The sequence below is a fragment of the Rhodoferax saidenbachensis genome (genome assembly GCF_001955715.1).
GTDB classification, from domain to species: domain Bacteria; phylum Pseudomonadota; class Gammaproteobacteria; order Burkholderiales; family Burkholderiaceae_C; genus Allorhodoferax; species Allorhodoferax saidenbachensis.
The window spans coordinates 1233113-1255890 of sequence record NZ_CP019239.1 but is presented as its reverse complement, the minus strand read 5'-3'; the positions used below and the strand labels follow the sequence as shown (position 1 = coordinate 1255890).

At 59.1% G+C, this 22778-nt stretch carries 24 protein-coding genes; 12 read left to right on the top strand and 12 right to left on the bottom strand.

The window, feature by feature from the left end:
* The first annotated feature begins 68 nt into the window (after positions 1-68).
* A complete protein-coding gene (locus tag RS694_RS05990; protein WP_029706933.1) occupies positions 69-1109 on the top strand; it encodes an NADP-dependent oxidoreductase in 1041 nt (346 codons plus the stop codon).
* Between the two features lie 104 nt (positions 1110-1213).
* On the opposite strand, the gene RS694_RS05985 is transcribed toward RS694_RS05990, so the two are convergent.
* From RS694_RS05985 to RS694_RS05955, 7 genes are all read right to left on the bottom strand, one after another.
* On the bottom strand, positions 1214-2245 hold the full coding sequence (locus RS694_RS05985) for an IS30 family transposase (protein ID WP_029705989.1): 1032 nt from the start codon (positions 2243-2245) through the stop codon (positions 1214-1216).
* 130 nt (positions 2246-2375) lie between these two features.
* Positions 2376-2882 carry a hypothetical protein gene (locus RS694_RS05980; protein WP_029705990.1) on the bottom strand — a complete coding sequence of 169 codons (507 nt, stop codon included), beginning with the start codon at positions 2880-2882 and terminating at the stop codon, positions 2376-2378.
* A gap of 271 nt (positions 2883-3153) precedes the next feature.
* Entirely contained in the window at positions 3154-3651 is a 498-nt protein-coding gene (locus RS694_RS05975; RefSeq protein WP_029705991.1) for a cupin domain-containing protein, read from the bottom strand.
* Positions 3652-3665: 14 nt separating this feature from the next.
* Positions 3666-4868, bottom strand: a complete 1203-nt coding sequence (locus RS694_RS05970; protein WP_037246434.1) for a serine hydrolase domain-containing protein — start codon at positions 4866-4868, stop codon at positions 3666-3668.
* Positions 4865-5893, bottom strand: coding sequence for a methionine synthase (locus tag RS694_RS05965; protein ID WP_029705994.1), 1029 nt, complete (start codon positions 5891-5893; stop codon positions 4865-4867). Before RS694_RS05965 ends, RS694_RS05970 begins: the two co-directional genes overlap by 4 nt.
* Positions 5894-5917: 24 nt before the next feature.
* A complete protein-coding gene (locus RS694_RS05960; RefSeq protein WP_029705995.1) occupies positions 5918-6793 on the bottom strand; it encodes an ion transporter in 876 nt (291 codons plus the stop codon).
* On the bottom strand, positions 6790-8478 hold the full coding sequence (locus RS694_RS05955) for a long-chain fatty acid--CoA ligase (protein ID WP_029705996.1): 1689 nt from the start codon (positions 8476-8478) through the stop codon (positions 6790-6792). Before RS694_RS05955 ends, RS694_RS05960 begins: the two co-directional genes overlap by 4 nt.
* A gap of 339 nt (positions 8479-8817) precedes the next feature.
* Between RS694_RS05955 and RS694_RS05950 the strand changes: the two genes are divergently transcribed.
* The 9 genes from RS694_RS05950 to RS694_RS05910 all read left to right on the top strand — a co-directional run bounded on the left by RS694_RS05950 (position 8818) and on the right by RS694_RS05910 (position 16702).
* Positions 8818-9729, top strand: coding sequence for an amino acid ABC transporter substrate-binding protein (locus RS694_RS05950; protein ID WP_029705998.1), 912 nt, complete (start codon positions 8818-8820; stop codon positions 9727-9729).
* Positions 9730-9863: 134 nt separating this feature from the next.
* On the top strand, positions 9864-10589 hold the full coding sequence (locus RS694_RS05945; RefSeq protein WP_029705999.1) for an amino acid ABC transporter permease: 726 nt from the start codon (positions 9864-9866) through the stop codon (positions 10587-10589).
* A gap of 1 nt (position 10590) precedes the next feature.
* On the top strand, positions 10591-11280 hold the full coding sequence (locus tag RS694_RS05940) for an amino acid ABC transporter permease (RefSeq protein ID WP_029706000.1): 690 nt from the start codon (positions 10591-10593) through the stop codon (positions 11278-11280).
* Positions 11281-11406: 126 nt separating this feature from the next.
* Positions 11407-12144: an amino acid ABC transporter ATP-binding protein gene (locus tag RS694_RS05935; RefSeq protein WP_029706001.1), complete on the top strand. Its 738-nt coding sequence runs from the start codon at positions 11407-11409 to the stop codon at positions 12142-12144.
* Positions 12145-12234: 90 nt separating this feature from the next.
* A complete protein-coding gene (locus RS694_RS05930) occupies positions 12235-13233 on the top strand; it encodes an amino acid ABC transporter substrate-binding protein (protein ID WP_420805919.1) in 999 nt (332 codons plus the stop codon).
* Positions 13234-13344: 111 nt separating this feature from the next.
* Entirely contained in the window at positions 13345-14520 is a 1176-nt protein-coding gene (locus RS694_RS05925) for an amino acid ABC transporter permease (RefSeq protein WP_029706003.1), read from the top strand.
* A 7-nt stretch (positions 14521-14527) separates the two neighbouring features.
* Positions 14528-15628: an amino acid ABC transporter permease gene (locus tag RS694_RS05920; protein WP_029706005.1), complete on the top strand. Its 1101-nt coding sequence runs from the start codon at positions 14528-14530 to the stop codon at positions 15626-15628.
* A 21-nt stretch (positions 15629-15649) separates the two neighbouring features.
* Positions 15650-16402 carry an amino acid ABC transporter ATP-binding protein gene (locus RS694_RS05915; protein WP_029706006.1) on the top strand — a complete coding sequence of 251 codons (753 nt, stop codon included), beginning with the start codon at positions 15650-15652 and terminating at the stop codon, positions 16400-16402.
* Between the two features lie 6 nt (positions 16403-16408).
* Entirely contained in the window at positions 16409-16702 is a 294-nt protein-coding gene (locus RS694_RS05910) for a hypothetical protein (RefSeq protein ID WP_029706007.1), read from the top strand.
* Between the two features lie 411 nt (positions 16703-17113).
* Here RS694_RS05910 and RS694_RS05905 read toward each other — a convergent pair whose 3' ends face one another.
* Positions 17114-17830: a hypothetical protein gene (locus tag RS694_RS05905; protein ID WP_029706008.1), complete on the bottom strand. Its 717-nt coding sequence runs from the start codon at positions 17828-17830 to the stop codon at positions 17114-17116.
* A gap of 37 nt (positions 17831-17867) precedes the next feature.
* Positions 17868-18197 (bottom strand): hypothetical protein, encoded by a 330-nt coding sequence (locus RS694_RS05900; RefSeq protein WP_029706010.1) that lies wholly within the window; start codon positions 18195-18197, stop codon positions 17868-17870.
* A gap of 465 nt (positions 18198-18662) precedes the next feature.
* Between RS694_RS05900 and RS694_RS05895 the strand changes: the two genes are divergently transcribed.
* Both RS694_RS05895 and RS694_RS05890 read left to right on the top strand, forming a co-directional pair.
* On the top strand, positions 18663-19262 hold the full coding sequence (locus RS694_RS05895) for a hypothetical protein (protein WP_037246439.1): 600 nt from the start codon (positions 18663-18665) through the stop codon (positions 19260-19262).
* A gap of 114 nt (positions 19263-19376) precedes the next feature.
* Complete coding sequence (locus RS694_RS05890) at positions 19377-19853, top strand: hypothetical protein (protein WP_029706012.1); 477 nt, start codon at positions 19377-19379, stop codon at positions 19851-19853.
* Positions 19854-19980: 127 nt separating this feature from the next.
* Here RS694_RS05890 and RS694_RS05885 read toward each other — a convergent pair whose 3' ends face one another.
* From RS694_RS05885 to RS694_RS05880, 3 genes are all read right to left on the bottom strand, one after another.
* Entirely contained in the window at positions 19981-20358 is a 378-nt protein-coding gene (locus RS694_RS05885) for a KH domain-containing protein (RefSeq protein WP_051391679.1), read from the bottom strand.
* A 37-nt stretch (positions 20359-20395) separates the two neighbouring features.
* Positions 20396-21172 (bottom strand): hypothetical protein, encoded by a 777-nt coding sequence (locus tag RS694_RS20435; protein WP_152528753.1) that lies wholly within the window; start codon positions 21170-21172, stop codon positions 20396-20398.
* A 126-nt stretch (positions 21173-21298) separates the two neighbouring features.
* The gene (locus RS694_RS05880; RefSeq protein WP_029706014.1) at positions 21299-22759 is read right to left on the bottom strand and encodes a flavin-containing monooxygenase; all 1461 of its coding nucleotides are present in this window, start codon (positions 22757-22759) and stop codon (positions 21299-21301) included.
* Positions 22760-22778 lie beyond the last annotated feature (19 nt).

The following is a 22778-nucleotide window of genomic DNA, read 5'->3' as shown; positions in this document are numbered from 1 at the left end:
GCAGGCTACGATGCGCCTCCTGTACCGCCCCCAGGCGGGTGCCCCCTATTTCAGACCGGAGTTTTGTCATGTCCCTCGCCAATCTCGTCAACCACCAGATCCGCCTCGCCGCCCGCCCTGTGGGCATGCCCACGGCTGCCAACTGGAGCCACACCACCGAGGCGGTGGCCGAACCTGCCGAAGGCGGCGTCACGCTCAAGACGCTGGCGCTGTCGCTGGACCCGGCCATGCGCGGCTGGATGAACGAAGGCAAAAGTTATATCCCGCCCGTGGGCATTGGTGAAGTCATGCGCGCCGGTGGCGTGGGCAAGGTCATTGCGTCCAAGAACCCCGCTTTTGCCGTGGGCGACTATGTGAGCGCCGGCTTCGGCATTCAGGAGTACATCACCGTGGCGCAGGACGAGATGAAGCGCAACGGCCTGTTCAAGATTGATCTGCGCGTAGGCACGCCCACTCAATGGCTCAACGTATTGGGTATGCCCGGCATGACCGGCTACTTTGGTCTGATGGATGTGGGTCTGCCCAAGGCCGGTGAAACCGTGGTGGTGTCGGGTGCTGCCGGTGCCGTGGGCCAGACCGTGGGCCAGATGGCCAAGATCAAGGGTTGCCGCGTGGTCGGCATTGCCGGTGGTGCGGCCAAGTGCGAATGGGTCGTGAAAGAGCTGGGCTTTGACGCCTGCATCGACTACAAGGCTGGCGCAGGCAGTGTGCGTGCGGGACTGAAAGAACACTGCCCCAAGGGCGTGGATATTTACTTTGACAACGTGGGCGGCGAAATCCTCGACGACGTTTTGGCCAAGATCACACGCGGCGCACGCATCATCATCTGCGGCGCGATCAGCCAGTACAACAACACGACCGCCGTGCAAGGCCCCAAGAACTACCTGAGCCTGTTGGTCAACCGCGCGCGTATGGAGGGTATTGTGGTGTTCGACTACGCCGACCGCTACCACCTGGCCGTGGCCGAGATGGCGGGCTACCTGAAGGACGGCCGCATGAAGAGCAAGGAAGACGTGGTGGTGGGCCTGAACACCTTCCCCGACACGCTGCTCAAGCTGTTCAACGGCGAGAACTTCGGCAAGCTGGTGCTGGAAGTCGCCAAGGACTGACGCATCCAGTGCGTGGGAGATACGCAACTTGCTATTTTTTCAATAGCTGGCTGCGCATATTCCACGGGGGGCGGAGTCAAATCCAAGTGCAACACAAGCTGAGTTTATTGGATGGAGTCAGGAGAGTGCTCAAGCTTGGCCAGCCACTGGCCGTACACCTCCAGCGGAGTCAACCAGCCCAGCGTCTTGCGAGGCCGTCCATTCATCAAGTCAGCAATCCCGTCGAGTTGCTCCTGGCTGTAACCCGACAGGTCTGTCCCCTTTGGCAGGAACTGTCGTACCAAACCGTTGGTGTTCTCATTGGTGCCACGCTGCCAAGGACTGTGCGGATCACAGAAATACACGGCAACCCCGGTGTTGGCTGTCAATTGCGCATGGTGAGCCATCTCACGCCCCCGGTCATAAGTCAGTGTTTGGCGCATAGGCTTGGCAATACCGTTGAGCTTGTCCGTAAACGCTTGCAGCACGTGGGCTGCAGTGGCTGGGTTGGGATGCGGCAGCTTTACCAACATCAGGAGCCGGGTGCTGCGCTCTACCAGGGTGCCCACAGCACTGAGGTTGCCTGCTCCTTTGATCAAGTCACCTTCCCAGTGACCAGGGAACAGTCGATCCTCAACCTGCGGGGGACGTACATGGATGCTCAAGAGATCAGCGATCTGACCGCGGCGGTCTTCGCCACGTGAACGGGGCCAGCGCTTGGTGCGGGCCAGACGCAAACAGGCAATGAGCTCGCGGCGCAGCTCACCCCGGGGTTGGGCGTAGATGACGTTGTAGATGGTTTCGTGAGAGACGCGTTGGTGCGCCTCATGCGGATGCAGTGTAGCTAGGCGAGAGGCAATTTGCTGGGGTGACCAACGCAGTTGCAATAAGGCGTGCACAGAGGCGAAGAGGGCATTGCCCGCCACCAGCTTCGGGGGCGGTCTGCTGTGGCGACGCCTGCGCACAAAGCGCTGTTGTGCGAATCGGCAACTATAGGCACCAGCACCGCTGTTTCGGTTGATCTCACGACTCACCGTGGAGGGGGCACGACCCAGTACTCGGGCTACCGCCCGGATACTCAATCCGAGCTCAAGGCATACAGCAATGGTCTGGCGCTCTTTGTAATCGAGCTGTTTGTACTCTTGGTTCAGTTTCATGGACACACCTTATTGAAGTTTCAATCGGTGTGTTGCACTTCACTTTTGAGCGAGCCGGGGCTAGAGGCCTATTTTTCTTAAAAATCTCAATGGGCGGCCCTGAACGAGGCGGCCGATCCCGGGATGCGCCTCAGCGCATGCCGTTGAGGTCGCCGGGCCGGGTCGCTTGTATTTTCTTCTCGGAGTTGGTGATGAGGACAGTGCCGCCGTCGTTGTTCTTGTTCGCCAGACTTTGAATGCGCAGCATCATCATTTGCACGTTACCGCTGAGGCCATCTATGGTTTTCCGCCATTGCAGCATCGCGAGGTCAAGCTCGCCCACCGTGGCGATGGGCAATGTGGTGCCAAAATTTCTGGAGGCCACCTCCAGCGCTGTTTTCTGAGCACCGGCGGGGGTAGCCGTTGCTGGCGGGGCATTGGCAGGAACGGTGACACGCAAGTTCATGGCGGCGGCCAGGACCGCCCTCAGTTGGGCGATGGCCCCATTGGTCGACTGAATCGATTGGTTCAATTCACTGATTTGTATGTCCCTGATGGGTTGGAGATTGGGGAGCGCTATGCCGGTGCCCTGCTGACCCTGGCTCATACCAGCGGCAGCCAACAGACAAACGGCCAACAAGGCCTTGGTGCGGTACATGGTGGATTCCTGAAGAAAAAGTGCGTGCGTTATGCGGCGCCAGTGCCACGCGCACGACGTGTGATCTGGTGGGGCGAAGTGCCCTGCGATGCGCGATTCTCGGAACAATGGGCACGCCTGTATGTCGCATGTATGTGCTACACGCAGAAACGCTATGTTTTCAGGAGCTGCCTGCGCATATTCCATGCGGGATAGAGGCCTATTTGATTCCTAAATCTCCTTGCCACGCAGGTGAAGAGGGTTCAATCGCCCCCGTGCGGGTGAAAGCTGTTCATACGCCCCCGTTCGGGTGCGTGGGGTCTACCCACAACACGTTCTCCGGCTTCTCCACGGGCTCGATGTCCAGATTCACCGCCACGGCCTGGCCGTCGCTGCGGCACAGCACGCATTCCAGCACTTCGGTGGCGCTGGCGTTGATTTCCTGGTGCGGCACATAGGGCGGCACGTAGATGAAGTCGCCCGGGCCGGCTTCGGCGGTGAATTCCAGGTGTTCACCCCAGCGCATACGGGCACGGCCCTTGACAACATAGATCACGCTCTCCAGTGGGCCATGGTGGTGGGCGCCGGTCTTGGCATTGGCGTGGATGGTGACGGTACCGGCCCACAGCTTTTGCGCACCCACGCGGGCAAAGTTGATGGCGGCCTTGCGGTCCATGCCCGGCGTGGACGGCACATTGCCATCGAGCTGGTTGCCGGGCACCACGCGCACGCCGTCGTGTTTCCAGTCGGTATGGGGGTGGTCGTGGGGGTGCGAATGGTCGTGGCCCATGGCGGTGCTCCTGTTCAGTCCTGCAGCGCAGCGTAAACCAGGTTGCGAAACAGCGGGCGGTAAAAGGTGCGCTGGTTGGGCGCCTGGGTGAGCATCAGCGCAAAGAAGTCTTTGACCGGGTCCACAAAAAACACGGTGCCCGAGATGCCACTCCAGTAATACATGCCTTTGCTGCCCAACTGATTCGCCAGACCATCTTCCAGCCGTACTGCGAAGCCCAAACCAAAGCCGTGCCCCGGAGGCAGCAGGTCTGCCGCGCGGCCTGTGCGGTTGACGGGGATGCTACCCAGATGGTCGGAAGTCATCAGGCGCACCGATGCGGGGCTGAGAATGCGGGCGTCGCCCAGCGTGCCACCATTGAGCAGGCATTGCAGAAAGCGCGCGTAGTCGATCGCGGTGGAGCCCAGGCCCGCGCCGCCAGCCTGCAGGGGCACGGCCTCACGCAGGTCCATCAAAGGCATTTGCTCGCCCCCATCGGGATCGTGGGCAAAGGCATGGGCCATGCGCTGATGTTTGTCGGGTGGCAGCACAAAGCTGGTGTCGACCATGCCCAGTGGCCCAAGGATGTGCTGCTGCAGGTAGTCGCCCAGCGTCTGGCCCGTAACGGCCTCCAGCAACGCACCCAGCAGGTCAGTGGCACGGCTGTATTGCCAGATGCTGCCCGGCTCATAACGGTACGGAATGGCGGCCAACGCATCCGCAAACGCGGCGTTGTTGCGCGTGCGGCTGCCCAGGCCTGCCTGCGTGTAGCGCTGCTGGATGGGATCATCACCCAGGATGTCGTAGGTGAGGCCTGCCGTGTGGCGCAGCAGGTCCTGCACGGTGGGTGGGCGCTGCGGTGCGCGCACGGCGGTACCGGCTTCGTCAGCAACCACTGGCACATTGGCAAACGCGGGCAAATACTTGGACACCGGGTCACTCAATAGCAGATCGCCCTGCTCCATCAACTGCATGATCGCCACCGACACGATGGGCTTAGTCATGGAATAGATGCGAAAGATGCTGTCCAGTGCCATGGGTGTGCCATCTGCCGGGTTCTGCTGGCCGATGGCTGTGTGCAGCGCAAGCTGCCCGTGGCGCGCTACCAGCACCACAGCGCCAGGCAGGCGGGCCTGGGCCACGTCGCGTGCCAGCCGCTGCACCAGTGCCTCGGTGCGCTTTCCGTCAAAACCCACGCTGTGGGGCGGCACTGCGGACCAGCTCGGGCTTTGCGTCATGCAGAGGCTCCGTAACGCTGGCGTGCCAGGGCCGCGCCTTTGGCAAGCGCCTCCAGTTTCTTCACCGCGACCTCACGGATCATGGGTGCCAGACCGCAGTTGGTGCAAGGAAATATGCGGTTCAGGGGCACATGTTGCAGTGCGATGCCAATGGTGTCGGCCACCTGTTCGGGCGTCTCGATCACGTCGCTGGCCACATCGATCACGCCCACCATCACATCCTTGCCCTTGAGCAGCGCCATCAGGTCGGGCGGCACATGCGAGTGGTAACACTCCAGGCTCACCTGCTGGATGCTGCTGGCGGCCAGCGCGGGGAACACCTGCGCGTACTGACGCCACTCCTGGCCCAGCGTCTCTTTCCAGTCGTTGTTGGCCTTGATGCCGTAGCCGTAACAAATGTGCACGGCGGTGGTGCAGGTCAGCCCACGCGCGGCAATCTCCAGCGCCTGCACGCCCCAGTCCACGGCGTCCTGCATGTAGACGTTGAAGCCCGGCTCGTCGAACTGGATGATGTCTACGCCATCGGCCTGCAGGGCCAGGGCTTCCTGGTTCAGCAGCTCGGCAAACGCAAACGCCATTTTTTTCTTGTCGCCATAGAAGCGGTCGGCCACGGTGTCCACAATGGTCAGCGGGCCGGGCAAGGTGAACTTGAGTTTCTTTTTGGTGTGGGCGCGGGCCAGTTGGGCCTCGAACGCATGCACTCGGCCCTTGAGGCGCAGCGCGGCAATCACCTGCGGCACCTGGGCGTCGTAGCGGTTGTTGCGGATGCCCATGGTGACCTTGTTCTCAAAGTCGATGCCCTCCACCTGCTCCAGAAAGCCATGCACAAAGTGCTGGCGGCTTTGCTCGCCGTCGCCCACCACGTCCAGCCCCGCATCCTCCTGCGCCTTGATCCACAAGAGAGTGGCATCGGCCTTGGCCTGCTGCAGCTCAGGGCCGGCCAGCTTCCACTGGGGCCAGAGTTTTTCGGTCTCAGAGAGCCAGGAAGGTTTGGGCAGGCTACCGGCGATGGCGGTTTCGAACATGGTGTGGTGTTTCCTTGGAGCGGGTTAACGGGTGGTTTCGTGCAGGTAGGCGGACAAATGGGCACCGCAGTGCAGACAGTAACGGGCCTCGGGCAAATGGCCTTCGGTCAGACACTCGTGGCAGGTGCGGGTGGTGGGCAGCGGTTCGACAGCACGGCGGGCCGTCATCTCGGCCGTGACGATGCCCGTAGGCACCGCCAGCGTGCCCCAACCCAACAGCATCATGGCTGAGGAAATCAGGCGGCCCAGATCGGTCTTGGGCGTGATGTCGCCAAAGCCCACCGTGGTCATGGTGGTGATAGCCCAATAGACCGACGTGGGAATGCTGGTAAAGCCATGGGCCGGCCCTTCAACCACATACATCAGCGTGCCCATCACCAGCACGATCATGAGCACGGCCGACAGAAACACCAGTATCTTGCGCCGGCTGGCTGCCAGCGCACGCCCCAGCGACTGGTACTCGGACACATACGCCGTGAGCTTGAAAACCCGAAACACGCGCAGCAGACGCAGCACGCGCACATCGATCAGCGCATGCACCTCCGGCACCAGCAGGGCAATGTAGGTCGGCAACAGGGCCAGCAGGTCAATCACGCCAAAGAAACTCAGTGCATACCGCATCGGATGCCGCACACAGGCCAGACGCGCCAGGTACTCCAGCGTGAAGGCCACGGTGAACACCCACTCCAGCACGGTAAACCACAGGTGGTAACGCGTGCCCATGCCCTGCACGCTGTCGACGATGACCGCCACCACGCTCAACAGAATGACGGCGATCAGCCACTGGTCAAACAGGCGGCCCGCGCGGGTGTCTGCCTCAAAAATGATGGTGTACAGGCGCAGGCGCCAGCCCGCCAGGGGCTTGCCAAGGGTGTCGGGCGCGGCCCGGTGGATGTTCATGGGTTTTCTGCTTCCTGCAGCTTGCGCCACATGACTTTGCCCGCACCACTCTTGGGCAGGGCATCAACAAACTGCACGCTGCGCGGCACTTTGTAAACCGCCATGTTCTCACGGCACCAGTCGATCAGGTTCTGCTCACTAACTTGCCCCTTGTGCGAAGCACGCAAAACCACCACCGCCTTGACCGACTCGCCGCGGTAGCTGTCTTTGGTGGAGATGATGCAGGCCTCCTGGATGGCGGGGTGGCGAAACATCAGTGCCTCCACCTCAGCGGGCCAGACCTTGAAGCCCGATGCGTTGATCATGCGTTTGAGCCGGTCGGTCAAAAAGAAATAACCATCCGCATCCACGTGGCCCAGATCCCCCGAACGGAAGAAACGTTTGCCGTCGATCTGCACAAACACGGCGGCGGTCGCATCGGGCCGCTTCCAATAGCCCTGGAAGACCTGTGGGCCGCAAATCAGTATTTCGCCCTGCTCACCCACCGGCAGTTCTTTCAGCGTGTCCGGGTCCACGACCCGCGCATCCACGCCCATGAAAGGAATGCCCAGACATTGCTGCTTGGGTGCATCGGGCGGGTTGCTGTGGGAGGGGGCCGCGGTTTCGGTCAGCCCATACCCTTCCACATACCGCAGGCCAAACTGCTCCAGCAGGCGCTGCGCCACGGCCTGCGGCATGGCCGCGCCACCGCCACCGATGTAGACCATGCTGGACAGGTCGTACAGCGCAAAGTTCGGGCTGGCCATCAGGTCGATGACCATGGTGGGGATATTCGTCCAGTGCGTCACCTGGTAGCGCGAGATCAGCCGCCCCGCCAGGTCACGGTCCCAGCGCGGCATGATGACCATGGTCGCACCGGCGCAGATGTTGGTGTGCATCAGGCTCACCATGCCGGTGATGTGGAACATGGGCACCACCATCAGTGTGACGTTTTCCATGGTGCCATTGCCCCACAAGCCGCTGGCCACCGCGTTGTGCATGATGCTGGCGTGGGTGTGCATGCAGCCCTTGGGCAGGCCCGTGGTGCCGCTGGTGTAGGGCAGCACGGCCAGGTCCGCAGACCCCACCGTGAGCGCGGGCGGCGCACCAGGAGTGCCCATCACCGCCTCCCAGTGGTGCACCTGGCCCCCGTCCAGAACGGGGGCTGCATGTTGCGTCAGCAGCCAGTCGCGCCAGGTGTCGGGCGGTGCGTCCGGGCCGTCGACTGCGCCGTCAAAACAATCCGTAAAGTGGGTCACCAGCAGGTGCTGCAACCGCTGGGCGGGCTCCAGCGCGCTGTTGGCCTGTGCCAGCTCGGCCGCCAGATCTGCGGTGGTAATGGCCACCCGGGCGTCCGGGTCGGTGATGTAGTGTTTGAGCTCTTCGGCCCGGTTCATGGGGTTGACCGGCACCACCACCGCGTTGGCCCGCAGGATGCCAAAGTGGGCGATGACCAGTTGCGGGCAGTTCTGCATGCTGAGCAACACACGGTCGCCCTTTTTTACACCCAGCGCATGCAGGCAGGCCGCCACCCGTTCTGCTTTTTCGTGCAGCTCGGCGTAGCTGATGCTGCGCCCGAAAAACACCATGGCCGGCTTGTCCGGGTAACGGCGCGCGCTGGTGGCCAGGTTGTCCCATAAGGAGGTGGCGGGCACGGTAATGGTGTGGGGCAGCCGTTTGGGCCAGACTTTGTAATGGGCGCGCACGGGATTCCTAAAAAAGTGGACTGTCCAAGCCTATCGCCTCGGCAGACAAGCCGCATCCGGGAAGGCCCCAACACAAGCAGTATTCCGTCACCAGCGCGACGCCTGCACCTCCGGGCCGCCTTCAAGCACTTCACACGCGGCACAGAAATTGCTGTGAAAAATTCAGGCGGTTAACCACCGGTATGGACCTATGCGTACTTCGTATAAAGTCCCGGTGTAAACCCATGGGTCTGATTGCAGGCCAGAGGCTAATATCAACGACTCGTGGGTCCTAGCCGAGTTTTACAAGGCGCAATCCGCTTTCCATCCACATAAACCAAAGACTTATTAGGAAAAGATATGAAAAAACATCTGCTTGCCCTCGCCGTCGCGTCCATCGCCGCGTCCCTCACACCTTTGAGCGCCCAGGCACAGGCCACGGATACCATCGCCAAAGTCAAGGCTTCCGGCACCGTCACCATGGGCGTACGTGACTCGTCCGGCGCACTGTCTTACACCCTGGGTGACGGCAAATACGGGGGCTACCATGTCGAAGTCTGCCAACGCATTGTGGGCAACCTGGAAAAAGCCGCTGGCAAAAAGCTGGAAGTCAAGTACCTGGCAGTGACCTCGCAAAACCGCATCCCGCTGATCCAAAACGGCACGGTCGATATCGAATGCGGCTCTACCACCAACAATGCCACGCGCCAGAAGGACGTGTCCTTTGTCGTGACCACCTATGTGGAAGAAGTGCGCATCGCGGTCAAGGCCGCATCTGGCATCACTTCCATCAACCAGCTCAAGGACAAGAACGTGGCCACCACCACGGGCACAACTTCGGTGCAGCTGTTGCGCAAGCATGAACGCGCCACCGGCATTGATTTCAAGGAAGTCTTTGGCAAGGACCACGCCGACAGCTTCTTGCTGCTCGAATCCGGCCGTGCCGATGCGTTTGTGATGGATGGCCAGATCCTGGCTGGCAACATCGCCACTTCCAAGTCACCTGCTGACTACAAGATCGTCGGTGAAGTGCTGAACGTCGAGCCCATCGCCATCATGGTCCACAAGGACGACGCCGCCTTCAAGAAGCTGGCTGACGACACCGTGAAAGACCTGATCAAGACGGGTGAGCTGGCCAAGATTTACGACAAGTGGTTTGTGCAGCCCATCCCCCCCAAGAACACCCGCGTCGGCCTGCCAGCCAGCGAGGCAACCAAGGCTGCCTGGGCCAATCCGAACGACAAGCCTGCCGAAGACTACGCCAAGAAATAATTCCGCCAAGGAATTGGCATGAACACAAGCCCGCACCACCCAGGTCGCGGGCTTTTTTCAAGGGCCGGATGCGTAGCACTGCACCGGTGCTGCGCGTCAAACACGACACCATCAAACGTTGAGGAGCTGCCTGAATGAATTGGCAATGGGAAATCTTTTTACAAGACCCAGGGGGCAAACAAGCGACCTACTGGGAGTGGATGATGTCCGCCTGGGGTTGGACCGTCTCCGTATCACTACTGTCGCTGTTGGTGGCCTTGAGCATAGGCTCCATCGTCGGTATTCTGCGTACCCTGCCTGACAGCCCGTGGCTGGTGCGTTTTGGCAATGCCTGGGTGGAACTGTTTCGCAACATACCGCTGCTGGTCCAGATATTCCTGTGGTACCACGTGATCCCTGCGTTGATCCCGCCGATGAAAGATGTACATGGCTTTTATCTGGTGATATTCGCGCTGGGTTTTTTTACCTCGGCCCGCATTGCCGAGCAGGTGCGCGCCGGCATCCAGACCCTGCCCAAAGGCCAGCGCTATGCCGGCATGGCCATGGGCTTCACCACAGCCCAGTACTACCGCTATGTGCTCCTGCCCATGGCCTACCGCATCATCATTCCGCCCCTGACCAGTGAGTCAATGAACATCTTCAAGAACTCCTCCGTGGCGTTCGCAGTGTCCATTTCCGAGCTGACCATGTTCGCCATGCAGGCCCAGGAAGAAACATCGCGCGGTGTTGAGGTCTACCTGGCCGTGACGGCCTGCTACATGGTCTCGGCCTTTGCCATCAATCGCATCATGGCCTACATCGAGAAGAAAACCCGCATACCAGGCACCATTGTCAAAGCCAGTGGCGGCGGAGGTCATTGACATGAATCTCGACCTCTCCTTTTACAACTGGGAAATCGTCAGCACCTTCATCCTCAAGGGCCTCTATTTCAGCGTACTGCTGACCATCGTTGCCACCTTGGGCGGGGTGATTTTTGGGACCCTGCTGGCGATGATGCGGCTTAGCGGCGTGAAGTGGCTGGACTATCCCGCCACCATCTATGTCAACAGCATGCGCAGCATTCCGCTGGTCATGGTGATTTTGTGGTTCTACCTGCTGGTGCCCGGCTCGTTCTACTCCGCTATCCCCTGGAAACTGGGTGAAAACTACCGCTCGGAAATATCGGCTGTCATCACTTTTGTGGCCTTCGAGGCGGCCTACTTCAGCGAGATCATGCGCGCGGGCATTCAGTCCATTTCACGCGGCCAGGTGTATGCAGGTCAGGCGGTGGGCATGACCTATGGCCAGAACATGCGCTTCGTCATCCTGCCGCAGGCTTTCCGCAACATGCTGCCGGTGCTGCTGACGCAAACCATCATCCTGTTCCAGGACACATCGCTGGTGTACGCCATTGGTGCCTATGACCTGCTCAAGGGCTTCGATGCAGCGGGCAAAAACTACGGCCGCCCGATTGAGTCCTACCTGCTGGCCGCCGTGGTGTATTTCGTGATCTGCTACAGCCTGTCTTTTGCGGTCAAGCAGTTGCACAAGAAGATCGCCATCATTCGCTGAAGATATGACCCCCACGCTTGCCACTGCGTGTGCTGCGCTGCCCCCGGAGGGGGTCGTCGTCGCCTTGGGGCGGCCCAGCGGCAACGGTATTGCATAAATTGAATTGAATTGATCTGGAGAATCCACATGATTGAAATGAAGAACGTGTCCAAGTGGTATGGCCCGGTGCAGGTGCTCACCGACTGCTCGGTAAGTATCAAAAAGGGAGATGTGGTGGTGGTGTGCGGGCCGTCGGGTTCCGGCAAATCCACCCTCATCAAGACTGTCAACGCCCTGGAACCCATCCAGCAGGGCGAGATCACCGTGGACGGCACCCGCGTCAACGCGCCCAGCACCGACCTGCCCAAGCTGCGCAGTCGCGTGGGCATGGTGTTCCAGCACTTCGAGCTGTTCCCGCACCTCAGCGTGACCGAAAACCTGACCATTGCGCAGATCAAGGTACTGGGCCGCAGCGCCGACGAGGCCAAGGTGCGCGGCCTGAAGATGCTGGACCGCGTCGGTCTGACCGCACACAAGGACAAATTCCCCGGTCAGTTGTCCGGTGGGCAGCAGCAGCGTGTGGCGATTGCCCGCGCACTGTCCATGGATCCCATCGTCATGCTGTTCGACGAACCCACGTCGGCACTGGACCCCGAGATGGTGGGCGAAGTGCTGGACGTGATGGTTGGCCTGGCCAAGGAAGGCATGACCATGATGGTGGTCACCCACGAAATGGGCTTCGCCCGCAAAGTGGCCAACCGGGTTATCTTCATTGACGTGGGCGGGCATATTCTGGAAGATTGCGGCAAGGACGAATTCTTCAGCCACCCTGAAAACCGCCAACCCCGCACCAAGGACTTTCTCAGCAAGATTCTTCAGCACTGAGCCTCGTCGATTTTGTCCCCATCGTTCAACCCAACCCACTTGGAGTACCAGACAATGAAATACCCTCAACTCAAAACAGCGGCCGCCGTCATGGTGGCCTTGGGTGCCCTCTGGAGCGCCACAGCCCACGCCGGCAAAACCTTGGACGGCATCAAGGCACGTGGTCAGGTGGTTTGTGGCGTGAATACCGGTCTGGCCGGTTTCAGCGCAGCCGACTCCAGTGGCAAATGGACCGGCCTGGACGTGGACGTGTGCCGCGCCGTGGCTGCTGCCACCCTGGGCGATGCTGAGAAGGTGAAATACGTTCCCCTGAACGCACAAGCCCGTTTCACCGCACTGCAATCTGGTGAAGTCGACATCCTGTCGCGCAACACCACGTTCACCCTGACCCGTGACGCATCCCTGGGCCTGAACCAGACCGCCGTGACCTACTACGACGGTCAGGGCTTCATGGTCCCCGTCAAGAGCAAGATCAAGAGCGCCAAGCAGCTCAAGGGCCAGACCGTGTGTGTGCAATCCGGCACCACCACTGAAAAGAACCTGACCGACTACTCCAAGGCCTCCGGCCTGGGCATCAAACCCATCGTGTTTGAAAAGCTCGAAGCTGCTGAAGGCGCGTACTTCGCCGGTCGTTGCATTGCCTACACCACTGACGCATCCGGCCTCGCATCCACCCGTAACAAGGTTGCCAAGAACCCGGCTGACCACCTCATCCTGCCCGAGCTGATCTCCAAAGAGCCCCTGGGCCCACTGGTGCGCCGCGGTGATGACGAGTGGTTCGCCATCGTCAAATGGACTGTCTACGGTCTGCTGGAAGCCGAAGAATACGGTGTGACCTCTGCCAACGTGGACGAGCTGAAATCCTCCAGCAAAGACCCCGTCGTTGGCCGCCTGCTGGGCTCCACCGAAGACACCGGCAAGCTGCTGGGTCTGGACAAGGAATGGCTGGCACGTGCTGTCAAGGCCACCGGCAACTACGGCGAAATCTTCGAACGCAATGTGGGCCCCAAGTCGGCACTGCAACTACCCCGTGGTCTGAACAACCTGTGGAACAAGGGTGGCATTCAGTACGCCTACCCCGTACGCTGATCCTCGTGCAAGGGGCCTGGCTCCTTGATTGACCGAAGGGGCAGGCGCAACCAGTTGCCCTGCCCCTTTTCTCTTGCTCCTCTTGCGACTCTTAGCCCCACAAGGGAAACCATGTCCACACCGCCCACCGCCCCCAAAAAATCGTGGTCCTGGCGCAGCCAGGCATTCCGCGGCCTGATTTACCAAGTGATCACCATCGCGCTGATCGCGCTGGCCGTGTGGTACCTGGCGAACAACACCATCACCAACATGAAGCTGCGCGGCATCCAGAGCGGCTTCGACTTCCTGACCGGCTCTGCAGGCTTTGACATCGGTGAAAGCCTGTTTGCCTTTGATTCCGGCGAACCCTACTGGCGCGCCTTTCTGGTCGGCCTGACCAACACCCTGCGTGTGGCCGTGCTGGGCATCATCCTGACCACCATCCTGGGCACCCTGATCGGCGTCGGCCGCTTCTCGCGCAACGCCCTGGTGCGCGGCTTCTGCACCGTCTACGTCGAATTTTTCCGCAACATCCCCGTCCTGCTGCAACTGCTGATGTGGTACCTGATGTTTACCGAGTTGCTGCCCGCCGCATCCGAACCCTGGGCACTGGGACCGCTGTTTCTCAGCAAAGGGGGCCTGAGTTTCCCCGTTCCCGTATGGGCCAGTGGCCACGTGTGGGGCGCCTGGGGTCTGCTGGTGGGCGTGGTCGCTGCTTTTGCGTACCGCCACTTTGCCCGCATCTCGTTCGAGAAAACCGGCGTGGCCAAAAGCATGCTGCTGGCGCCCATCGCGCTGGTCCTGGCCTTTGGTGTATTGGGCTGGTTGCTCGGTGGTGCGCCCACCGCGCTGAACCGCCCGGTGCTGGGTGAGTTCGCCATTGAAAACGGCGGCGCGCTGACCCCCGAATTCCTGTCGGTGCTGTTGGGCCTGACCGTCTACACCGCCGCCTTTGTGTCTGAAGTGGTGCGTGGTGGTATCCAGTCCGTCGCACTGGGCCAGTCAGAGGCTGCTGCTGCGCTGGGCCTCTCACGCGGCCACACCATGCGCCTGGTGATGCTGCCGCAGGCACTGCGCGTGATCATCCCGCCCGTGACCAACCAGTACCTCAACCTGACCAAGAACTCTTCGCTCGCGGTGGCGATTGGTTACCCCGATGTGGTGTCGATCGCCAACACGGCGCTCAACCAGACCGGCCGCGCGGTGGAATGTATCGCCATCATCATGGTGATCTACCTGAGCACTTCGCTTTTCACTTCCATCCTGATGAACTGGTACAACACCCGTTCGGCCATCAAGGAACGTTAGGACTGCCATGAGCGCTACAACCTTTCAACCTATCGCAGCCCGCCCCGCCCCGGTCAAAAGCACCGGTTTGGTGGCCTGGATCCGCAGCAACCTGTTTGGCAACCTGCCCACCACCATTGGCACGCTGGTCATCGCTGCGATCCTGCTGGCCGTGCTGCCCCGCTTCTTCCACTGGGCGTTTATCAACGCCGTCTGGACCACCGATTACGAAGCCTGCCACACCGCTGCCGGTGCCTGCTGGGGTGTGGTCGGTGAGAAGTACCGCATCATCATCTTCGGGCGTTACCCGTTTGAAGAACAATGGCGCCCGCTGATATCCACCCTGCTGCTGCTGAGCCTGCTGGTCGCCAGTTGCATGCGTGCCTTTTGGAAGCCCTGGCTGGCCATCCTCTGGATCGGCGTGCTCGGCTTCTTCTTCACCGTGATGTACGGTGGCGTGCTGGGCCTGTCCCGCGTGGAAACTGACCGCTGGGGCGGCCTGCCGCTGACCCTGCTGCTGGCTTCGCTCTCCATGGCCATGGCCTTCCCGATTGCGCTGGTGATTGCGCTGGGGCGCCGCTCCAGTCTGCCCGCCATTCGCAGCGTCTGCACCGTGTATGTGGAGCTGATCCGCGGTGTGCCGCTGATCTCGGTGCTGTTCATGGCGTCCTTCATGTTCCCGCTGCTCATGCCCCAGGGCTTCAGCATCGACGTGCTGGTGCGGGTGCTGGCCGGTATCACGCTGTTTGCTGCGGCCTATATGGCCGAGGTGATCCGCGGTGGCCTGCAAGCCATCCCCAAGGGCCAGATCGAAGCCGCCGCCACATTGGGCCTGTCGTACTGGCAGACCCAGCGCAAGATCGTGCTGCCCCAGGCCCTGGCCATGGTCGTGCCCGGCATCATGAACAACTTCATCTCCACCTTCAAGGACACCTCGCTGGTGACCATCGTGAGCCTGTACGAACTCACCGGTGCGATGAGCCTGGCCCTGAACTCGGATGCCAATTGGCGCCCGTTCAAGATCGAAGGCTACTTGTTCATTGCCATGATTTATTTCGTGTTCTGCTTCTCCATGTCGCGTTACAGCCTGTGGATCGAGAAGCAGGTCAACAAGTCCAAATTGCGTTAAATATTGCGTCCAGGAAACACCATGTCCGAAACCTCTGAACCCATCATCACTTTTAACAAAGTCAACAAATGGTATGGCAACAACTTCCATGTGTTGCGCGACATTGACCTGACCGTCACCAAAGGCGAACGCATCGTCATCTGCGGCCCGTCCGGCTCGGGCAAGTCCACGCTAATCCGCTGCATCAACCGCCTTGAAGAACACCAACAAGGCAACCTCATCGTCGACGGCGTAGAACTCACCGACGACATCAAAGCCATCGACGACGTGCGCAAAAAGGTCGGCATGGTGTTCCAGCAGTTCAACCTGTTCCCCCACCTCACGGTGCTGGAAAACCTGACGCTGTCGCCCATGTGGGTGGGCAAGATGCCCAAGAAAGACGCCGAAGAAAAGGCCATGGAACAGCTCAAGCGCGTGCGTATTGCCGAGCAAGCCCACAAGTACCCGCTGCAACTCTCCGGCGGTCAGCAGCAACGCGTGGCCATCGCGCGCGCGTTGTGTCTCACGCCCAAGATCATGCTGTTTGATGAGCCCACCTCGGCGCTTGACCCCGAGATGATCAAGGAAGTGCTGGACGTGATGGTCGAGATGGCCAGCCACGGCATCACCATGATCTGCGTGACCCACGAAATGGGCTTCGCCAAGGCCGTGGCCGACCGTGTGATCTTCATGGACCAAGGCCAGATCGTCGAGCAGAACAACCCGCACGACTTCTTCAACAACCCGCAAAGCGAACGCAGCCGGGACTTCCTGTCGAAGATTTTGGGGCACTGACCACATATGCCAACGACTGCCCAGACCCAACTCGACGCGGTGCAAACCGCGCTGGAACAATTGCGCAGCGGCGCCTTGACGCCACACGCGTTATCCGATTTGGCGCGTTCCCAGAACGTACTGCTGGATGCACTGGCGCCTCGTTATGCCGAGGTGCTACTGGGTCTGCTGGACCGGCTGGAGTCCAGTGCGCTGTTCAGCGAAGAGAGTTGTTCGTTCAGCCAGCAGGGTCTCTTGGACAACCTGCAGGTGTGGGTGGACAAGGCGCGGGGGCAGTTGGTGGCTTCTGCTGTCGGCTGAATCCCTTTAAGTGGTCCTCCCCAAGAGGCAGACCGGAGCCGAGGGCCTCAGAGGCGCTTCGCTTGCCAAGTCGGCCCCCAGCCCCGGCCTGCCCCTTAGGACTGAGGGCGTGGGCACTGCAAATGCTATTAAATTTATAGCTTGTTGCGCTCTATTTACGAGGGCTACAGGCTGATTTTTCTTATAAATCTACAGCCAATTGCCTGCACGTGAATTGATACGTAAAACTGCTGCTTTAGACTGATAGCGGTCTTTTGCGGCGCTCCGAAACAGTCATAACGTCCGAGCTAACCGGCCCGCGAAGGCGGGACGCCTTGGCCTGGACTGCGACGATGTTACTGCTGCCGCGGCCGGGCCAAGGTGGCCTGCCGTAGCGGGTCCGGTTGAGCGAGGGGTTGGGCCTCGCTCGCACTAGACATGGACTGTTCCTGCTGCCCACAGTGCTTCGTACGTGTCGCGGACGCCAACGAATGCGTCAGTTATCTGAGTGAGTGTCGTCCCGGCCTTCTTCGCGCCATCCTTGAATGAGGCTCCAGACTGGTAGCAGGCCACGCCGTCAACCAGTATGTATCGATCATGCAGGCCGCCAGATGAGCGTACGGTGATGGACAGGCCGTGTTGTGCTGCAAAGAGACCGACGGCCGCGACCAACCCGGGGATCTTCTCTCTGCCTAGCAGTCTCACTGATGTTCCGCTGGCGACGAATGGCAAATATCTAGAGGTAAACTCGGCATCTAGGAATGGATCGACAAAGAGTAGGTCACTTCGCGCGACTTCGATGACCCGGCGAATCTCGTCGAAGTACTCAAAGACGCTGCCCTTCACTACGCCCACGGAAAGTGGGCCGGTGGTCTTCATCCGAAGATCGTTGCGAGCCTGATGCAACATCACAAGCACGCCACGCATTGCTGAGTTGAAGTCCCGCGCCCCAGCCGAACTTAAGCGCCCTACGTGGCTGTCAAAGAGTGCAACGGCTTTCAACGGGTCCCATGCATGAACTGCTGCTGATGCGCGACCCAACCATGCAAGCACCTCGAAGTCGTCGTTCCCCAAACTCTGGGCTGGAGGCATTGTTCGCAGCACGTCCTCGACTTCAAAGAGAAGTTGGTCTGAAGGAATCTTGTTCATTTGAAGCCTAGTTGAGACGCCTAGAGACTGAAAGCGGTCACGCGTTTGGTAAATCGAACGAACGAATTGTTGCCGCAACTGCCGCCCGAATTTCGGCTTCATCCCTGTATTTTGGATACTCCCATTGCGCTCGCGGCAGTGGGGAAAACCAAACCACTTCGTCGAATAATGCGTCCAACGATTGGTACTCTTTATCCGAGAGGGCTTCATTATTAAATTCAAAATTCCACATGTGCTCAAAGCGCACGCAGAAGTCTCCAGCAGAAATTTCCTGCCGTTGAATCAGACTTAGAAGACCTATCGCGCCCGCCAATGCAGCAGTTACGTGGGGCAACTCAAGGCCCTTCTTCTGTACCTCAGGTGTCATAGACGCAATTCTTTAAAAGTCGACATACAGGCATGGTCGTACCAATTCTTAACTCAATTCAGATGCTTGAATATCCCCCATTCGGGTGATTCTTTGAACGACTGCTTCCGCCGCATAGGCGACCTCGGCAGGCGCATCTCATTTGTAGCAGATCGGATGTCCGCTTTCGGGCTTGTATTCCAGGAGTGCGGAGGACCGCTTTGGGTCGACTGCGGCTAAGGGCCACAACCAGTCATCGGACAATGTCTGCTTTCAAACGGGCGCACTGTCTCCAGCTGTAAGTCGAGTACTAGGTCTAAAAATTCACCTGAACGGGGGATAGCCAAACCACGGGGAAGCAATCAGAATCGCCTCGGCTTCACATCGAACTCTTGAATTTATCTACCGTAGAGAGCCCGACAGTGGAGTCGACTAAGTTAGTCAAGGTAATCGTTTTCAATCACTCCAACCTCTAAGAATCAACCCATGAAGTTTGTCTACATTATTTGCGGAATGCTTGTTTCGTGCGCTGCCATGGCGCAAGAAAATGAAGTTTTCATCTTGCCCGGCGGGCAAACCATTGTGACTCCCGCCTTTCGCGTTTATGTGGCTACTGGCTATAAGCCTTCAGAGAAGAACATTGAATTCCTGAAAAGCCTCAAGGAAAAGATTCCCGAAATGCAGTTGGTCACATTTGATGCTGCAAAAGACAATAGGAATATGTTGTTGTGCCGCGGCAGCTTTCCGGTATATGGGCCCAATAAAACCCCATTTTCTTCCCTGATGGAGGCGGCCCTCAATATGGAATTGGTGGCATCTGGTGTGACCAATGAAAACTCCGCGCGGATACAAGCGACGCTGGATGAGTTTGACTTTAGCTCTTTTGGCGGCGGCGCTTGGAAAATGTCTGCGACATTTTCTGCCCCTGGCAAGGCTTCTTTTTCCGTTAAAAATGAATACACCTTTCCTGTTTCGTTCAAGGCGGTAACGGGATGCGGTGAAATCATGAAAGCGATGGAAACGGGGATTGAGTCATTCCTGTCCAAAGTCTATTCAACCCCGGGTTTTGTGGCGCTTATGCAGTAGTCGTTGGGCAATGTTCACTTTTTGGCAGTGAATTCGAAATTCCGCACTGCGGCGAAAGCGGTCACTCAACGACCGCTGTAGGTTTCTTGGTCATGTTTGAAAACATGAGCTCAAATGCATCAACAGGAACGGAACGAAATCTCGATTCAAATACCTAGACATCCGGGGATACCTTTCATGGGTGTCTGGATGCTCTTGGGCAGCGCGCTTGCGCCCCCAAGCATCACCCTTAAAGCGATGTTTGTACTCATCATCGTCGCACTGCTTGCAGCATGGTGGGTATCCCGAGTTGAGAAAGTTGTCATTTCATTCCACTCGAGGGAAGCGACCTTTTTTTACTCCGTCTTCAATCCAGTTCGCAAATCAAAGACCATCTCTCTGCGTGAATTCACAAGGGTATATGCAAGCCCGTTTGCAAGAAATGCTGGCTGGTCCATCAACCTAAGTGGCCCCAAAGGCCAACACCTGCTGATTGCCAGATTGCACGCTCTGTTCGGTCCTTCCATGAGAGACGATGTGGTTTTGGATATCTGCGAAAGCATTGCCAAAGGATTGAGCGTCTTCAATGGGGGCGATGGAATGCGGCGATGATCTAAATGGGGGCAAATAAGGGCCGAGGGTTGGGCAAACGACTACGCCCGCACCCAGCCCTATTCGGAGATACCGCTGAATAACTGCTTTGGAGTGCTGTGAAAGACCGCAATCAGTCTGTGGGCGTCTAGACGCCAGCTGCACTGCGGCACCTCAATAGATTGCGTTCGAATTTTGGGAAGAAGGTTTCAGGATCGCAGATGGCGCCGGGCGGCGATATTTTGCAGAACCCAACGATCACAAAATCCGTTACTGCTTCAGTGCACATCGGGAATTGCTCTAGGGCGACTGCGTCCCCGCTAAGGCCCCAACCCTCAAGAAAATTCTTCATGCGAGTCGTAGCTGAGACGAAATATGCGCGATCAGAGACCTTGATCGCTGCCTCCATCTGAGGAAGTTCCTGTCCAAGAAAGTCGGTCGCCGCTCTTGGGAAGTCTTTGGCCTCGGGCTGCGCGGTTGCGGCAGTCGATGCAAGCATGAGCAAAAGGCAGAGCGCGAGCTTCATAGGCGTCGATGGCTGTGATGCCCGTGGATTCCAGGTCTCAATTCTTAAATACAAGCAGTAAAGGGTGTGTTTCCAAGACGATCTCTGCTGGCCAATTCCCTATCGCTTGAGGGTGCAAAAAACGTTCAGTTTCTGTGTAGACCATGAGTGAAACTGGCTTACGAGGTAGTGCAGAGCCACGTGGTGCAGTGGGATCAAGCGTCGCTTCCGTATTTGGAGTGCCTTCTTTATTTTTCGAAAAATTCCAGTAACTTCTAAATGCCATGACAGGAATCGGACACTTGCCATCTCGTTTGCAAATATCGTTAAAGTGTCTTGTACCTACGTCACCAAACATGTTGCCGAAATCGGCAGCAGCAATGCGCTCAGCGTCGCGGGGCGCAGGCAAAACGCGCAGGTTTGCGGGATCCTCAGCCATTTCAAAACCTGTGGTTGTGAATAGTTTGCTGTTTTGAGCACCGAGCGAGCGCATTCTTTCAAAACTGCTGAAGGTGCCAATACTTGGCTTGCACTCGAGCTTTGCAACTCTGAGCGTAAACGGCCTATTTTGAAGAGTGAACGTTGTGACGCCATTAGGCGGTGTTACACCAACAACCTGGTTCCCATCCTGAAAAACCGTTACATCACAAGGACGTGAATTTGACGACTGTGGCACATCTGCACACGCGCCCAAAAGTAAACCGATAAAGACAATCGCTATTTTCTGTTTCATGAAGGCTGTGGCGTGGAACCAAATTAAATTGCATTGTGACTGTCCTGGCATGGCCCGAACATCCCCCATTCGGGTGAATTTTTGAACGTCTTCTTCCGCCACTTAGCAGTCCAAAGTCACCCCGCAGCCCCAACGGGCTGGCCCGGCGTGGGGCCGACTTGGCAAGCGAAGCGCCTCTGAGGCCCTGCGCTGGGCCAGCCCGGTGGGGCGTAGCCAACGCCAAGGCCGTTAAAGGTAGTCCGAAACCTGAAACCGCCGCGTCTTCAACCAGTACTCCCACGTGTACCCTGGCCACAAGGTATCGATATGCCCATCGGCATTCTGGTACCAGCTCTTGCAGCCCGAAGACCACACGGTGCCCTTCATCTTCTGCTGCATCAGCGCGTAGTCATCGCGCTGCACATCGGTGCGCAAGCGCAGAACCGTCTTGCCTTGCTGGCGCAGGCTGCGCAGCGCGCCCACGATGTAGTTCACCTGCGCCTCGATCATGAAGATGATGGAGTTGTGGCCCAGCCCCGTGTTGGGGCCTACCAGCATGAACAGGTTGGGGAAGCCTGCCACCGTGATGCCCAGGCGGGTTTGTGCGGGCTGGCTACGCCACAGGGCGCCCAACTCGGGCGCAACGCCACCTTGTGCTTCGCCATGAATCTGCATGGGCGCCACGAACTCGGTGGCCTTGAAGCCGGTGCCCCAGACGATCACGTCGCAGGGGTAGAGCACGCCATCCGCGCCCACCACACCTTCGGGCGCAATGCGCGCTACGGCTTGCGTGACCAGTTGCACGTTCGGCCGCTGCAATGTGGGGAACCAGGTGTTGGAGATCAACAGGCGCTTGCAGCCGGGGTTGAAGTTGGGGGTGAGCGCCTTGCGCATCTCCGGGTCTGCCACCTGGCTCTTCAGGTGGTACCCCGAGAGTTTCATCAGCATGCCTTGCATGCGTTTGGAGCCCATGAAGCCCATGCCCACCAACTCGTTGAACCAGTACACACGCCAGCGACTCAGGCGCTGCAGGCCCGGCACCCAGCGGTAGGCCCAGCGGCGCAACGCGCCATAGGGCTGGTCCCAGCGTGGCAACACCCAGGCGGCGGTGCGCTGGAACACATCGACATGCGCTGCATCGGGCGCGATCTCGGGCACGATCTGCACCGCGCTGGCACCGGTGCCGACCACGGCAATGCGTTTGCCACGCAGTTCCACATCGCCGCGCCACTGGTTGGAGTGGAATGCAACACCCGCAAAGTCCTGCACGCCGGGAATGTCGGGGATCAGCGGTTTGTTCAGCGGGCCGGTGGCCAGCACCACATGGCGGGCCAGCACTGGCTCCTGCCCTGCCACATCGACCTGCCAGCACGCCAAGTCAGGCAGCCAACGCATGGCGTCGATAGAGGTGTTGAAACGGATCAACGGGCGCAGCGCGTATTTGTCGACCACGCGCAAGATGTAGTTCTGAATCTCTTGCTGCTGCGGGTAAGGGCGCGTCCACTGCGTGTTGGGTTCAAAGGAGAACGAGTACATGTGCGAAGGCACATCGCAGGCGCAGCCCGGGTACACGTTGTCGCGCCAGGTTCCGCCCACTTCACTGCTGCGCTCCAGCACCACCAGGGACTGCACACCGCTCTCGCGCAGGCGGATGGCCGCGCACAAACCGCCTACCCCTGCACCCACCACCGCTACGTCAAGAATATTCATGGCGGCAACTTACCACAGG